We start from the raw sequence: 14,336 nt of genomic DNA on the forward strand, positions 1-14,336 counted from the left end.
TATGTCCCGTTTTTCAAGATCGAAGAGTGGGTGGAAGTGGTCCGGGCCACGTCGGGGGGCCTGTGAGGCCGGGCACACGGTCGACGGGGTGTGGCGGCCCGGGTGCGGTGGGTGCCGGAATCGGGGTGCCGGGCGGGGTGCGGCGATGGCTGCGGGTGGTCCGGGCCACAGCCCTCACCCGCCGCGCCCCCATCCGTCACCCGCCGTGTCCGGCATAGCCTCGGGCCATGAGCAACGAGAGCGATGCGGAGCAGGGTTCGGCGGCCGCCGACGAGGCCGGGGAGCCGGGCGCGGCCGTGGCGCCGTCCGGGTTCGAGCTGGGCACCGACGGGCCCAAGATGATCGTGGCGGGCCTGGACGGCTCGGATTCCTCCTGGCGGGCGACCGCCTACGCGGCGGGCCTGGCCCGGCGGCAGAACGCCACCCTGGCGATCGCGTACATCCAGCCGGTGCTGGGCGCGGCCACCGCGCTCGCGGGCGCCGCCGTCGAGGAGACCACCCAGGAGATCGCCGAGGAACTGCTCGCCGCCGTCCGCGAGGCGGAGCACCGGCTGCGCGACGTGTGGCGGGTGGAGTGGCGCTTCCTCACCGTGCGCGGCGACCCCTATTCGGGCCTGGCCCGGCTGGCCGACGAACTGCGGGCGGACGCCGTGGTGGTCGGCGCCTCCGAACAGGCCGGGCACCGGGTGATCGGCTCGGTCGCGGTACGACTGGTCAAGGCGGGCCGCTGGCCGGTCACCGTGGTGCCCTAGCCGGGCCGTGTCCTTCGGATCCCCCCGGCCGGCGCCGTGAGCAGGGAAGCGCGTGGGGAGTGGGGAACGGGGGCGAGGGCTGCGGCGCCGGCGGGTGCCGGGCCGCAGCCCTCGTGCTGTCGGTGCGGGGGCGCCGGGCGCACCGCGGGCGCGCGCCGGGCACCGGTCAGAGAATGGAGAGGCTGTTCCCGCAGATGTTGGTCTGGATGTTGATCGGGATCTGGATCTGGTTGCCGGACAGCACGCCCGGGGAGTTGGCCACGATGCCGCTGGCGTAGGCGCCGCCCTCGTTGATGCAGACGGTGCCGCCGCCGCCCGGGAGACCGCCCGGGAGGCCGGTGTGGGCCGGGGCGGTCGGGGTGTGGTGCACGGGGGTGTCGTCGCAGTCGAGTGCGAAGGCGGGACCGGCGGAGAGGACCGCCAGTGCGGCGCTGAGGCCGGCGGCGAGCAGGTACTTCCTGGTGTTGGTCATGGCGAAGGAATAGCCAGTCGACACGCCTATAGCGACATAATCCGACCATAGGGTCACCCGATCGCAGGCGGAACCGCACACCGATGCAGGAGTCCCGCCGCCCGCCCGGCGCACCGGAGGGGCGGTCCGGCCGTCACTGTGGTGCGGGTCCGCTCCCGGAGCGTCCGGCGGGCCCCGCGCCCGGGTGTCCGGCGGGCCCCCGGCGCCCGCGTCCCCGCCGTACTCCTCGCACCCGTCCCGGGCTGAGAGCCGGGCCGGAACGGGACCCCGGCCCCGTGCATCCGGGACAACCGCTCCCCGACGCTCGAGGGACGGCCGCCACCGGCGTCGGACCAGTCCGGCGGCGGCCGCCACCACGGCACGAACGGGAGACCCGTATGTACGCACACTGGGGTACCTTCACCAAGAACGACACCCTCGGCGACTGCCTCGGCCTGGCCCGGACGGCGCTGCTGCGCCAGGGCTTCCAGGTCTGGGACCTCGCGGGCGACGGCGACTACCAGGTGATCGGCGGCAACGCGGACGTGATCGCGATCGTCGTCTGCGTCCCGCAGTCCGGGAACACCTGGCTGACCGTCAGCGCCTGCTCCACCGACTCGACGCTCGCCGAGCGCACCCGCAACGACGTGCGCTCGTTCATCGTCAGCTCGATCCGGATCGACTGACCGACAACTGACCGGCGTCGCCGCACCGCTGCCGAATAGCGCCGGACCGCGCCGGACCGCGCCGGACGGTCCGGCGGCCCCGGGGACGGCGGGCCCGGCCCCGTGGCCGCGCGGGCCCGGCGATAGGCTGCGGAACCATGACGGACACTTCGGTCGATCCGCCCCGGATACCCCGCCGCAGTACCGCCGGACCGGCCGAGGCACCGCGCCCGGCCGCCCGGCGGGGCCACCGGCCGGGGGCCACCCGGCCGGACGACGGGAACGCCACCGCCGCCACCCGTCCCGCCGCCACCCGCCCCGCCGAGGGTGCGGCCCGCCCAGCCCCTTCGGCCCCTTCGGCCACCGAGCGCCCCGCCGGGGAAGCCGCAGGAGCCGCGGGCTCCGCCGGGGCGGACCTCCACCTCGACCTGCCCGCCACCGGCAGCCGCCGGTCCGCCCTGATGGACGCCCTGCGCGAGGCGATCCGCAGCGGCCGGCTCGCCCCGGGCACCCGGCTGCCGCCCTACCGCGCGCTCGCCGCGGACCTCGGCATCGCCCGCAACACCGCCGCCGACGCCTACGCCGAACTGGTCGCCGAGGGCTGGCTCACCGCCCGCCAGGGCTCCGGCACCACCGTCGCCGAACGGGCCGAACCCGTCCCCCCGACCCGGGCCCGCCGCTCCTCCCGCCCGCCGCGCCCCGCCCACGACCTGCGCCAGGGCCAGCCCGACGCCGCCGCCTTCCCGCGCACCGCCTGGCTCGCCGCCGGCCGGCGGGCGCTCACCGCCGCGCCCAACGAGGCGTTCGGGCCCGGTGATCCGCAGGGCCGGCGCGAACTGCGCGAAGTCCTCGCCGACTACCTCGCCCGGGCCCGCGGCGTCCGCACCGACCCGGACCGGATCGTGGTCTGTTCGGGCTTCGCGCACGCGCTGCGGCTGCTGTTCGACGGCCCGCACGCGGTCCTCCCGGCCAGCACGGCCGGGCCGCTCGCCGTCGAGGGCTACGGGCTGGCCTTCCACCGCGGGCTGCTGGCCGCCGCCGGGGCCACCACCCGCCCGCTCCCGCTCGACGAGCACGGCGCGCGGCTGGGCGGGCTGGCGGAGGACCCGGAGATCCGCACGGCGCTGCTGACGCCCGCCCACCAGTTCCCGACCGGAGGACCACTGCACCCGGGCCGCCGCGCGGCGGTGGTCGACTGGGCGCGCGGTCGCGGCGGGCTGGTCCTGGAGGACGACTACGACGGCGAGTTCCGCTACGACCGGCAGCCGGTCGGCGCCCTGCAGGGCCTGGACCCGGAGCGGGTGGTCTACCTGGGGACGGCCAGCAAGAGCCTCAGCCCCGCGCTGCGGCTCGGCTGGATGGTGCTGCCCGACCACCTGGTGGACCGGGTGCTCGCGGCGAAGGGCGAGCGGGAGGCCTGGGCCAGCGCCCTGGACCAGTTGACCCTCGCCGAGTTCATCGACTCCGGCGGCTACGACCGGCACGTCCGGCGGATGCGCCGCCGCTACCGGGACCGCCGGGACCGGCTGGTCGGCGCGCTGGCCGAGCACGCCCCGCACATCGAGGTCACCGGGATCGCGGCCGGGCTGCACGCGGTGCTCCGGCTCGCGCCCGGGACGGAGCGCTCGGTGCTCAAGGCCGCCGCCTACCGGGGGCTGGTCCTGGACGGCCTGGCCGACTACCGGCACCCGCTGCTCGCGGCGGAGGCGATGCCGGTGACGGACGGCCTGGTCGTGGGCTACGCGACCCCGCCGGACCACGCCTACCCGGCGGCGCTGGAGGCGCTCTGCGCCATCCTGCCGCCGCTGCTCTGAGGGCCGGGCGCGGAGGGTAGGCGTCCGGCCGCCGACGGCGGGCGGAACCGGGAGGTAATGGTTCGGGGTGTCCGCTCCTCTGTCATATGCCGGTACGGACCGGCGTGGAGGCGGGCCCCGGCATGCGCACGGGTGCCTAGGCTCATTGGTCATGCGCACTTCATTTCTGGCCCGTACCGGCCTGCCCGCGATCCTCGCCCTCCTCCTCGGCCTGCTGCTGTCGGCCACCCCCGCCCACGCGGACACCCCGTTGCTGTCGGTCTCCGTCGACCGGACCACGGCCACCCCCGGCTCGGACGTCACCCTGACGCTGACCCTGACCAACCCGCACGACACCGCCGCGTACTTCGTCTACGAGTCCGTCCAGCCGACCTACGGCACCACCCTGAACGCCGGTCTGAAGTACGCCTTCTCCTCCTGCGGCGGCAACGTCACCGCCTGCGACACCGGTGCCACCAGCGGCCTGGTCCACCACTCCGTCCCGGTCGCCGCCGGCGCCACCACCACCGTCACCCTGACCTACACCATCGGCACCGACTCGGTCTGCGGCGGCGGCGCGCGGATCGACTTCTACACGTACCTCTACTACGAGTACGCCTCCGGTGCGGCCAGTGACTCCGGCATCTTCCAGGTCCCCGGCAACGAGGTCACCTGCTCCTGAACCGGTCCCGCTGAACCGCTGCTCCTGAACCGCTGCTCCTGAACCGCTGCCGCTGAACCGCTCCCACAGCCGGGCCGACCGTCCGACAGGTCGTCGGCCCGCTCCCCGTCAGGTGCCGGCCATCCCCCCGTACCGGCACCTGACGGGGCCTTCGCCGTTCCCGCCCGCCGAGCCCGCCAGCCTTCCCCGCAGCACCCCGCCCGCCGTGCGCCGGGCCGGCCGGCCGGTGTTGTCGGACCCTCGTGGCAGGGTTGGCGCATGGCCGAACTCGTGACCACCGACACCCCCGTGGCCGCGCCCACCGAGGGCGTACCGCCGATTCCGGGCGACGTCGCGGAGCTGATCCGGGCCCGGGTCGGCGAGCGGCCGGCGCCCCTGGTCGAGGGGCTGTTCCGCTCCTCGCTCGTCCTGGACCGGGTGCCGGACCTGGATCGGGTGCCCGACCCGGACCGGACCGGCGCGCTCGGTCTCCCCGGTGCGGACGCGGTGCCGGTCGGGTGGCTCGGCGGGTTGCCCGCGCTCCCGGCGGGCACGGCCTGGCCCGAGGCCGGCGGCCGTCCGATGCAGCTGCTCGCCCAGCTCGACTGCGCCGCCCTCGCCGCGGCCTTCCGGTCCACCGGGCCGGGCGCCGAGGGCTGGCCGCTGCCCGCCGAGGGGCTGCTGCTCTTCTTCCACGACGAACTGCTCTCCGACTTCACCGGCCGGGGCTGCCGGGTCCTGCACGTCCCCACCGGCGCGCCGCCCCGGCCGGCCCCGGCCGTCGGGAACGGCGTGCCCGCCGTGCCGGCCGTTCCGGTCCGGGCCGCCTGGGCGCTCTCCGCGCCGTCCTACCAGGACCAGGAGCTGGAGCGGCTGTTCCCGGACGACTTCCTGGTCGCCTTCGACCTCGCCCAGGACCTCGCCGAGCGGCTGCCCCGGCCCGAGGTCCGGCTGCTGGGCTGGTGCGACACGGACACCGGGCGGCCCGAGGGTCACCGCCCGCTGCTTCAGATCGGGAGCGGGGCGCTGGCCGTCGAGTGGGGCGAGTGCGTCAACGTCTCCTTCTGGATCTCCGACGAGGACTTCGCGGCCGGCCGCCTCGACCGGGTCCGGCACGGCTTCGGGGTCGCCTGACCCGGGCCGTCCGGCAGGCGGTGGCCGGAGAGCGGGGCCTAGGGTGGAGGAAAGCCCGGGTGAGCGGTCGGACGCGAGCGGTCGGCCGCCGGTCCGGGCACGGCCGGAGCGTGCGGCGGAGCGGTGGGACGAACGTGGCCCCGAAAACAGACGCGGACCCCGAGCACCCGGACCCCGGACGACCGGAGCACCCTGGACGACCGGAGCACCCCGGGCGCCCGGGTCCAGCGCGCCCGGGTCCCGCGCGCCCGCCCGAAGCCGCCGGGCCCGCCGCACCACCGGACCCGTCCGCACCGTCCGACCTGTCCGCACAGTCGCACCCGTCGGACCCGTCGGACCCGTCGGACCCGTCGGACCCGTCCGACCCGCAGTGCGGAGCCCCCGGAGCGGCGAAGGAGAGCGCCCCCGTCGCCGAGCTGGTGCGCTCGATGCGGGCCCACCCCGCCCGGATGCCGGAACTGCTCGCCGTCTTCGCCGTCCGCCACCGGGGCCCCCGTGCCGCGCGCCGGGTCGCCGCACTGCGCGCGGCCCACCCCGAGGCCACGACGGGCGACCTGGCCGCCCGGGCCGTCGACCACGCCCGGCTGGTCAGCCAGAGCGAGGGCGCCTTCGTCGGCGGGCCGTTCCTCTGGCTCATCCCGTTCGCCTTCTGCACCGCCCTGCTGGCCCAGGCCCAGCTGTTGCTGGAGCTCGCCGCCCTCGCCGGGAAGGACCCCGCCGACCGGGCCCGCGCCCCCGAGCTGCTCGTCCTCCAGGGCGCCCACCCCGACCTCGCCACCGCCGAGCGGGCGCTCGCGGCGGGTCCGGAGCCCGCCGCCGACGCCTCCCGCCCTCCCGGCCGCCTCCGGGGGTTCTGGGAGCTGGTCCGGCGGATGGCCCGCCTGCTCGGCATCACCAGCGAGGACGCCGTCCCGCCGCCGTCCCGCTGGCGGTCGGCGGGGGAGTGGTCCCTGCTGGCGCTAGTCCTCCTGATGGGCACCGTCGCCCCGCTGGTCTGGCTCCCGTACATGGCGCTGTCCTACACCTGGGCCACCGACCGGCTGGCGGTCCGCGGGGTCGCCCACTACTTCGGCGGCGACCCGTCCGGCTGGCCCGGACTCCGCCGGGCCCGGGCGGACCCGGGGGTGGTGGCCGCGGCGGGCCGGGCCCTGGCCGCGCTGCTGGTCCCGGTCGCGGCGGTGGCCGGGCTGCTGCTGGCCGACATCCGGCTCGCCGACAGCCGCTGGCCGGTGCTGGCCCTGGTCCTGATCGCCCTGTCCGTCACGGTGGGCACACTGTGGTGGACGGGGCACCGGCGCAACCTGCGGGCGGCGAGGCGCGCGGCCCGGTCGGAGCACGGGCCCGGGGAGTGACCGGGGAGTGACCGGGGACGGCTCCGTCCTCCGGCTCCCCGGCCCCCCTGGCTGAGGCTCGGAAGGCGCCGGCCGGGCTGCCCGCAGGGTTGCGAGGAGCGGCCGGGGGAAGAGTGCGTGGATGCGCCCGTACACGACCGGGGCGCGAGCGATGCCCCCGCCGGACGGGGTGGGCCGGCCGTTCCTCGCCCGCCACGACGAACGGGCGGCCCGGTCCGACCGGTTGAGGCCCGGCCTCCTACGAGCGGCGGCCCTGGTTCGGCGCCGGGGCGTGGATCGCGAGGGCGCCCGAGGCGGTGCGACAGGCACCCGGATTCGCACTGTGTTCGAGCATCGAACGCACGTTCGCCGAGCCTGTGCCCCACCGGCTGGGGTGCGGGCCTTCGCGCTGCTCCGTTCGGGTGGAGTGAATCGTTCCTACGTCTGGATGATTCGCATGCGCAGAAACGTGACGGCCCACCGGTGCCGGGGTGACGGATTCAAACCTTCCGATCGGAGAGATTCACCCTATCGGGGGGCACTCGGTTGTCGTACGGGATGGGCCGTGTGGTGGTGATCTAGGGTTCCGGTGGATCGCCCGAGCGGGCGCACCGCATCGCGAAGACAGTCAACACCCGCACCGATACGCGTATCTGATGATCCGTCGACACCTGGCCCCCGGCTACCGCCGGTCGCGAGACGGGTCGGCGTGACTGATCACACGAAATGGAGAACCCTGCCGATGACCGTGGAGACGGCCCCGGAGACACCGCAGGTGGCGCAGTCGAGCCTGACGACGGCTGCTGCCCGCAATCTCGCCACCACCACCAAGTCCGCGCCGCAGATGCAGGAGATCACCTCCCGCTGGCTGCTCAAGGTGCTGCCCTGGGTGCAGGCCGCCGGTGGCGCCTACCGGGTCAACCGCCGACTGACCTACACCGTCGGTGACGGCCGGGTCGAGTTCATCAAGACCGGTTCCCAGGTCCGGGTCATCCCGCAGGAGCTGGGTGAGCTGGCCCTGCTGCGCGGGTTCGAGGACGACGAGGTACTGACGGCGCTGGCCGACCGCTGCGAGCAGCGCGACTTCGGCCCGGGCGAGGTGCTCGCCGAGCGCGGCGAGGCGGCGGACCGGATCTACCTGATCGCGCACGGCAAGATCAACCAGATCGGCATCGGCAAGTACGGTGACGAGACGGTGGTCGGCGTGCTCGGTGACGGCGACCGGTTCGGTGAGCAGTCCGTGCTGGACCAGGACGCCGTCTGGGAGTTCACCGCGAAGACGGTGACCGCCGGCACGGTGCTGTCGCTGCCCCGCCGGGACTTCGAGCAGATCCGGGACAACTCCCCGGCGCTCCAGGAGCACCTCACCGCCTTCCTGGCCCTGCCGCTCCAGCGCCAGAACGAGCGCGGCGAGGCCGAGATCGCCATGTCCGCCGGCCACCACGGCGAGTACCAGCTGCCGGGCGCGTTCGTGGACTACGAGTTGAAGCCGCGCGAGTACGAGCTGAGCGTCGCGCAGACGATCCTCAAGGTGCACACCAGGGTCGCCGACCTCTACAACCAGCCGATGAACCAGATCGAGCACCAGCTCCGGCTGACCATCGAGGCGCTGCGCGAGCGCCAGGAGCACGAGCTGGTCAACAACCCGGAGTTCGGCCTGCTCAACAACGCCGACTTCGCCCAGCGGATCCAGACCCACTCCGGCCCGCCCACCCCGGACGACCTGGACGAGCTGCTCAGCCGCCGCCGGGACCCCGACTACCTGCTCGCCCACCCGCGGGCGATCGCCGCGATCGGCCGTGAGCTGAACGCGCGCGGGATCTACCCGCACCACGTCGACCTCGGCGGACAGCAGGTGCCGGCCTGGCGCGGTGTGCCGATCCTGCCCTGCAACAAGATCCCGATCAGCAAGGAGAACACCAGCTCCATCCTGGTGATCCGGACCGGCGAGGACAACCAGGGCGTCATCGGCCTGCACCAGACCGGCATCCCGGACGAGTACCAGCCCGGCCTCTCGGTCCGCTTCATGGGCATCGACGAGAAGGCGATCATCTCCTACCTGGTCAGCGCCTACTACTCGGCCGCGATCCTGGTGCCGGACGCCGTCGGTGTCCTGGAGAACGTCGAGATCGCGCACGGCCGCCACTGAGCCGCGCGCCGCGCCGTAGGGCCGGGTCGCACGCCGGGTCGCAAGCCTGCGTCGCACGCCCCGGAGCGGCCGTAACCGGTTCTCCGCATGATCGTTTCACCTGATGCCGGACGGCCCGCCCACTGCGGCGGGCCGTCCGGTGTCGGCCCCCCTTCCGGCGTGGGCCGGTCCTCCTGACGACACGAGAGGTGCATGGAGCCCATGCCGCAGCACCAGCCGCCCCGGCGGATACCGATGGACGGGGCACCGTGACCGCGGACCGGCTGTCGGCGGACGGCGCCCCCCGCAGCCGCGCCGTCCAACCCGGATCCGGCCGCGCCGAGGACGCCGGCCCCCGGGCGCGGAGGGTCCGACTGGTCGCGGCGGCCGCCGGTGTGGTCGCGCTCTGCGCACTGCTGACCGGCTCGGCCACCGCCCGCTCCTCGACGGCCCAGCGCGGCGGGCACCCGCACGGTCCGGTCGTCGACACCTGCGTCCACACCGGTACGAGCGTGTCTGTCGGGGCGGGCCGGGACGGCGTGGACACCGAGGTGGACGTGGAGGTGGAGGTGGGCGTGGACGTCGACCTCTCCGGCATCCTGCACCACCCGAAGCCGTGGCCCACCGGGCCCTGGCCGCCGAGGCCGACGCACCACCACCCCTGCCCCTCGCCGACCCCGACGCCGACCCCGACGCCGACGCGGACGACGCCCGCGCCGACCCCGAGCCCCACTGCGACGCCCACGCCCACGCCGGCGCCGACCGTCGCTCCCACTCCCACCTCGGTGCCGACACCGCCGCCTCCGATCCCGGTCCCGACCCCGGTCCCGGTGCCGCCCGCCCCGACGCCGCGGCCCACCACGCCGCCCGCGCCGCCCCGGCCGCCCGTGTCCACCCCGCCGCCCTCGCCGACGCCCTCGGCGAGACCCGCGAGCCCGAGGCCGTCCACGGCGCCGGCGGTCCCGCTCCCGGCACCCGCTGCTCCCGCGCCACCGGCCCCGGTCCCGACGCCGACCCCGGTGTCCCCGGCGCCCAGCCCGGTGCGTCCGGCCCCGACACTGCGGCCCGTCCCGATGGCCCAGCCCGTGCCGGCGCCACCCGTGCACCACGGCAACTCGCCGACCCGGACCATGCTGGTGGTCACCGTGCCCGCCGTACTCGCCGTGGCGGCGCTGCGCCCGCGCGGTGGGGGAGGCGGACGGGGCCGTTCCGGCGGCCGCGGTGGAGCTGCCGGTTCGAGCGGCTCCGGTGGTTCGAGCGGCTCCTGACGCCGCTCCGTGCCACCCCTTTCCGCTTGCCGACCCCCTTGTTCGGGTCCCCCTGGCTTGGGCGTTCCTGGTTCCCGGGTGCCCGGCCCGGCGTAGCCCGACCCAGCTGTCCGACTGATTCCGATCGACTTCTGTCGATCCCCGACCGAGAAAGGAGTCCCGATGTCCGAATGGTTGGCGCTGGCCATCGCCATGCTGGCGGCCTGTGCCGTGGTGGTGGCGGTGGTGCTGCTGAGGCACCGCCGCGTCGGTGCGGACGAGGACACCGACGAGACACCCGACGTCATCGAGTACATGACGATGATGATCGGCGTGGTCTACGCGATCGTGCTCGGCCTGGCCATCGCCGGAGTCTGGGAGACCCGCGGCGTGGCGCAGGACGACGTCTTCCGCGAGGCGCAGGCGCTGCACGAGGTGAGCGCTCGCGCGCAGGTCTATCCGGTGGAGTTCCGCGACAAGGTCCGGGCCGACGTCGACGCCTACGTCTCCTACGTGGTCGACGTGGAGTGGACGTACATGCGCGAGAACGGCGAGATCTCCGAACGCGGCACCGAGCTGCTGGACAAGCTGCGCACCGACGTCGCGACCCGTCCCCCGGCCTCCGACCTGGAGGCCCAGGCGTACCAGCCGATCCTGGACCGGATCAGCGTCGCCGACGACGCCCGCAACGCGCGCGGCCAGAACGCCGGCCCGAGCATGCCCGGCGTGGTCTGGTTCGGCCTGATCGTCGGCGCGGTGGTGACGGTGGGCATGGTGTTCTTCCTCCAGATCCGGCGCTCCCCGAGGGAGTTGATCCTGGCCGGCGCGTTCAGTGCGCTGATCGCCTTCCTGCTCTTCCTGATCTGGGACTTCGACGACCCGTTCGGCCGGAGCGTCTCGGTCACCACCCAGACGTTCACCGACCTGTTCCCCACCCTGGGTGGCGGTAGCGACTGAGCACACCGCGCGGGATCCTCCTGCGGGCCGACCCCCACGATCCGGGCCTTCGATAATCTGATCGGGCCGTTGGGGGTCGGCCCCGGCGCGCGCGCCGAGAGGAATCGCGAGCAGTGGCGTACCAGCAGCCCGGCCAGGGCGAACAGTTCCCGACGACCCAGCGTCCCGGACGTGCCTGGTGGTGGTTGCCGGCCGAGGAGCGGCGCGACCGCAAGCGCCGGCAGCAGGAGTGGAAGGCCTACCTGCGCAGGCACGGGGAGCGGAAGAAGGACAACGACCTCGACAACTGCCTGCCTTCCGGCTGTGGCAACGGCGGCGGCGGCAACGGTGGCCGTGGTGGTGGCAACGGCGGCTGCGGCGGGGGAGGGGATGGGTGCGACGGACCCTGCCTGCTCGCGCTGCTCCCGATGACCCTGGCCGCCGGCCTCCGGTTCGCCCTCGGCGCCGGCCGGGGAGGCGGCGCCGCGAGCCGCACGGCCGACCGGGCCGCGCCCGCGCCGCAGGGCCTGGTGGCCGGGGTGCTCTACGGCGCGGTGCGCCACTACCGCACCGAGATCAGCCCGCAGCGCCCCGCCTGCTGCCTGTACACGCCGAGCTGTTCCACCTACGCCGTGCAGGCGTTGCACCGGCACGGTGCGGTGCGCGGCGCCCGCCTCACGGCCGGCCGGCTGCTGCGCTGCCGTCCCGCTGCCGCGCGGCGGAGGAACGGCGTCGACCCGGTGCCGGAGCGCTGAGCATCCCGGGTACGCCGAGCCGCACGCGGGGCCCGACCGGATCGTCCCGGTCGGGCCCCGCTGTCGGACTGGGCGTCAGTTCAGACCGCTGCTCATGGCGTTGAGCATCGACCCGGCGGCGTCGTCGTTCTCCAACGAGAAGGCGAACATCCCGGCCAGCCCCTTGCTCCTGGCGTACGCGCCGCGGGCCTGGACGGCCTGCGGGGTGTCACCGGTCCAGAAGTTGGTGCCGTCGTACACCCAGGAGGACTCCGTCACCGGGTCCCAGTGCGTGTTGGCGGCGGTGGGGTTGAGCTCCTTCCAGGCGGCCAGTCCGGCCTCCGCGCTCAGCGGCTTGGCCGGGGTCGGACCGGTCGCGCTCTGGTACAGGCCGAAGTTGGAGCCGGCCGGCACGCCGGTCCAGCCGCGCCAGTAGAACGGCACGCCCAGCACCAGCTTGGCCGCCGGGAACCCGCCCGCGATGCCGTACTCCGGCAGGCCGGTGGTGTACGCGGTGAGCGTGGTGTCGATGTTGTACTTCCGGTTGCCCGGGGTGATCGGCGTGGTCGGGTCGGCCGGGCTGTCGTGCAGCGGGTCCTGGTGGTTGGTCGGGCCCTTGGCGTCCCACGCGCCGTGCATGTCGTAGGTCATGATGTCGGCGTAGTCGAGGTATGAGCCGATCTTGTCGGTCTCCAGCTGGGCGATCTTGTCCTGGCCGCTGGGCAGCGCCGCCGTCAGCAGGAACCGCTTGCCCTGGGCGTTGCCGAGGGCGTCCAGCTGGGTGCGGAACTCCTTCAGCAGCAGGGTGAAGTTCTGCTTGTCGGCGGGCGAGGTGTGGTTGCCGGTGTGGCCGCCGGCCGACCCCGGGTACTCCCAGTCGAGGTCGACGCCGTCGAAGAGCCCGGCCGCCGAGGCCGCGCCGCCCGCCGGGTCGCCGGAGACGTTCGCCGGCAGGTTCCCCTTGAGGAACATGTCCAGGCAGGAGGACACGAACTTCTTGCGGGAGGCGTCGGAGGCGGCCGCGTCCGAGAAGTACTTGGAGTACGTCCAGCCGCCGATCGAGATGGTGAACCGCAGGTTCGGGTACTTGGCCTTGAGCTGGCGCAGCTGGTTGAAGTTGCCCTTGAGCGGCTGCTCCCAGGTGTCGGCGCTGCCGTCCACGCTGGCCGCGCCGTTGTAGTCGGCCTGGTAGTCGGCGTACGCGTCACCGGCGCCGTCGCCGGCGTTGGGGTTGTTCTCGTTCGCCGAGTCCGAGGCTTTGACCGCCTGGAAGCAGGTGAGGTTGCTCGGGTGGATGTTGGCGAACGCGTAGTTGATGACGTCCAGCTTGCCGGCGGCGCCGCTGGTGTCGACGTTCTTCGCGTGGTACGCGTTCTCGTAGACGCCCCACTGGTCGAAGTAGGCCGAGCGGAACGGGCCGGCGGCGGGTGCCGCGGTGGTGGTGGTGCCCACCCGGGCCGACTGGGCGGAGGCGTGGCTGCCGGAGTAGCCCTGCACGGTGAAGGCGTAGCCGCGGGCGGGCAGCAGCGAGCTGACCGCCACCGAGGTGCCCATCGAGGTGGCCACCAACTGGTCGCCCGCGTAGACCTTGTAGGCGACCGGGGCGTCACCGGCGGTCGCGGTGGACGGCTGCCAGCGCAGGACGACGGCGTTGTGGGTGACCTTGGTGACGGTGACACCGGCCGGCGTGGTGACCTTGCCGTCCCCGGCGGGGCCGGTGGCCGTCGAGGTGGCGGTGGGCGTCGCCGTCCCGGTCCCGGTCGGGGTGGGGCTGCCGGTGGCCGTCGGGCTGCTCGACCCCGTCGGGCTGGTGGTCACGGTGGGGCTGGTCGTGGGGCTGCCGGTGGCGGTCGGGCTGCCGGTGGGGCTGGTGGTCGCGGTCGGGCTGTTCGTGGCCGTCGGGCTGTTCGTCGCCGTCGGGCTGCCGGTGCCGGTCGGCCCGGCCGGACCGGTCAGGGTCAGGTCGTCGGCCTGGTAGGCGCCGGTGCCGTACCAGCCGTGGGTGAAGACCGCCACCGAGGTGGTGCTCGCGCCCGTGGTGAAGGTGCTGCTCAGCTGGGTCCAGCCGCCCGTACCTGGCGTCCAGCTCTGGGAGTTGACGCCGGTCCCGGTCGCGCCGAGGTAGACGTAGTTGCCCCGGACCCAGCCGGCCAGGGTGTAGGTGGTGTTCGGCAGGACGGTGACCGTCTGCCGGCACTCGGCGGTGTCGGAGGCCGAGACGGCGCCGTTGAGCGCGTACCCGCCGCCGTGGACCGGGGTGGTGACGACGGATCCGTTGGCACAGGTCCAGCCGGCCAGGGTGCCGGTCTCCAGGTCCGCGTTGGTCAGCAGGTTGACGGCGGCGGCCGAGGCGGTGTCGAGCGTGAGCGCGAGGGCGGCGCCGCCGGTACTGAGCGTGGCGGCCAGGGCGAGTGCGAGCGCTCGGCGGCGCGGCGCGGCGGCCCTGCGCTCGGCGGGGCGCGCGGACATGACACGGTCGTGCATGCGGTTGTCCTCCGGAGGAG

12 protein-coding genes are annotated in these 14,336 nt (G+C 74.6%); 10 read left to right on the forward strand and 2 right to left on the reverse strand.

Features of this window, described 5'->3' with window-relative positions; translation table 11 throughout:
• Positions 1-338 precede the first annotated feature (338 nt).
• Complete coding sequence (locus SM793_RS26190; protein WP_320440784.1) at positions 339-752, forward strand: universal stress protein; 414 nt, start codon at positions 339-341, stop codon at positions 750-752.
• Between the two features lie 166 nt (positions 753-918).
• On the opposite strand, the gene SM793_RS26195 is transcribed toward SM793_RS26190, so the two are convergent.
• Complete coding sequence (locus tag SM793_RS26195; protein ID WP_320440737.1) at positions 919-1,224, reverse strand: chaplin; 306 nt, start codon at positions 1,222-1,224, stop codon at positions 919-921.
• 377 nt (positions 1,225-1,601) lie between these two features.
• Here SM793_RS26195 and SM793_RS26200 point away from each other — a divergent pair, with 377 nt between their 5' ends.
• The 9 genes from SM793_RS26200 (at position 1,602) to yidD (ending at position 11,853) form a co-directional block, all read left to right on the forward strand.
• On the forward strand, positions 1,602-1,889 hold the full coding sequence (locus tag SM793_RS26200) for a hypothetical protein (protein WP_320440738.1): 288 nt from the start codon (positions 1,602-1,604) through the stop codon (positions 1,887-1,889).
• A gap of 137 nt (positions 1,890-2,026) precedes the next feature.
• Positions 2,027-3,682: a PLP-dependent aminotransferase family protein gene (locus SM793_RS26205; RefSeq protein WP_320440739.1), complete on the forward strand. Its 1,656-nt coding sequence runs from the start codon at positions 2,027-2,029 to the stop codon at positions 3,680-3,682.
• A 151-nt stretch (positions 3,683-3,833) separates the two neighbouring features.
• Complete coding sequence (locus SM793_RS26210; RefSeq protein ID WP_320440740.1) at positions 3,834-4,343, forward strand: hypothetical protein; 510 nt, start codon at positions 3,834-3,836, stop codon at positions 4,341-4,343.
• Positions 4,344-4,601: 258 nt separating this feature from the next.
• Positions 4,602-5,456, forward strand: coding sequence for a YwqG family protein (locus SM793_RS26215; protein ID WP_320440741.1), 855 nt, complete (start codon positions 4,602-4,604; stop codon positions 5,454-5,456).
• A gap of 428 nt (positions 5,457-5,884) precedes the next feature.
• Positions 5,885-6,808 (forward strand): hypothetical protein, encoded by a 924-nt coding sequence (locus tag SM793_RS26220; protein WP_320440742.1) that lies wholly within the window; start codon positions 5,885-5,887, stop codon positions 6,806-6,808.
• Positions 6,809-7,529: 721 nt separating this feature from the next.
• Positions 7,530-8,936, forward strand: a complete 1,407-nt coding sequence (locus SM793_RS26225; protein WP_320440743.1) for a family 2B encapsulin nanocompartment shell protein — start codon at positions 7,530-7,532, stop codon at positions 8,934-8,936.
• Positions 8,937-9,184: 248 nt separating this feature from the next.
• Positions 9,185-10,183 (forward strand): hypothetical protein, encoded by a 999-nt coding sequence (locus SM793_RS26230; protein ID WP_320440744.1) that lies wholly within the window; start codon positions 9,185-9,187, stop codon positions 10,181-10,183.
• A 162-nt stretch (positions 10,184-10,345) separates the two neighbouring features.
• The gene (locus SM793_RS26235) at positions 10,346-11,119 is read left to right on the forward strand and encodes a hypothetical protein (RefSeq protein ID WP_320440745.1); all 774 of its coding nucleotides are present in this window, start codon (positions 10,346-10,348) and stop codon (positions 11,117-11,119) included.
• 113 nt (positions 11,120-11,232) lie between these two features.
• Positions 11,233-11,853, forward strand: coding sequence for a membrane protein insertion efficiency factor YidD (gene yidD, locus SM793_RS36505; RefSeq protein WP_413816034.1), 621 nt, complete (start codon positions 11,233-11,235; stop codon positions 11,851-11,853).
• Between the two features lie 75 nt (positions 11,854-11,928).
• Here yidD and SM793_RS26245 read toward each other — a convergent pair whose 3' ends face one another.
• Complete coding sequence (locus SM793_RS26245) at positions 11,929-14,316, reverse strand: glycosyl hydrolase family 18 protein (protein WP_320440746.1); 2,388 nt, start codon at positions 14,314-14,316, stop codon at positions 11,929-11,931.
• Positions 14,317-14,336 lie beyond the last annotated feature (20 nt).

The organism is Kitasatospora purpeofusca (assembly GCF_034043715.1).
Lineage (GTDB): Bacteria > Actinomycetota > Actinomycetes > Streptomycetales > Streptomycetaceae > Kitasatospora > Kitasatospora purpeofusca_A.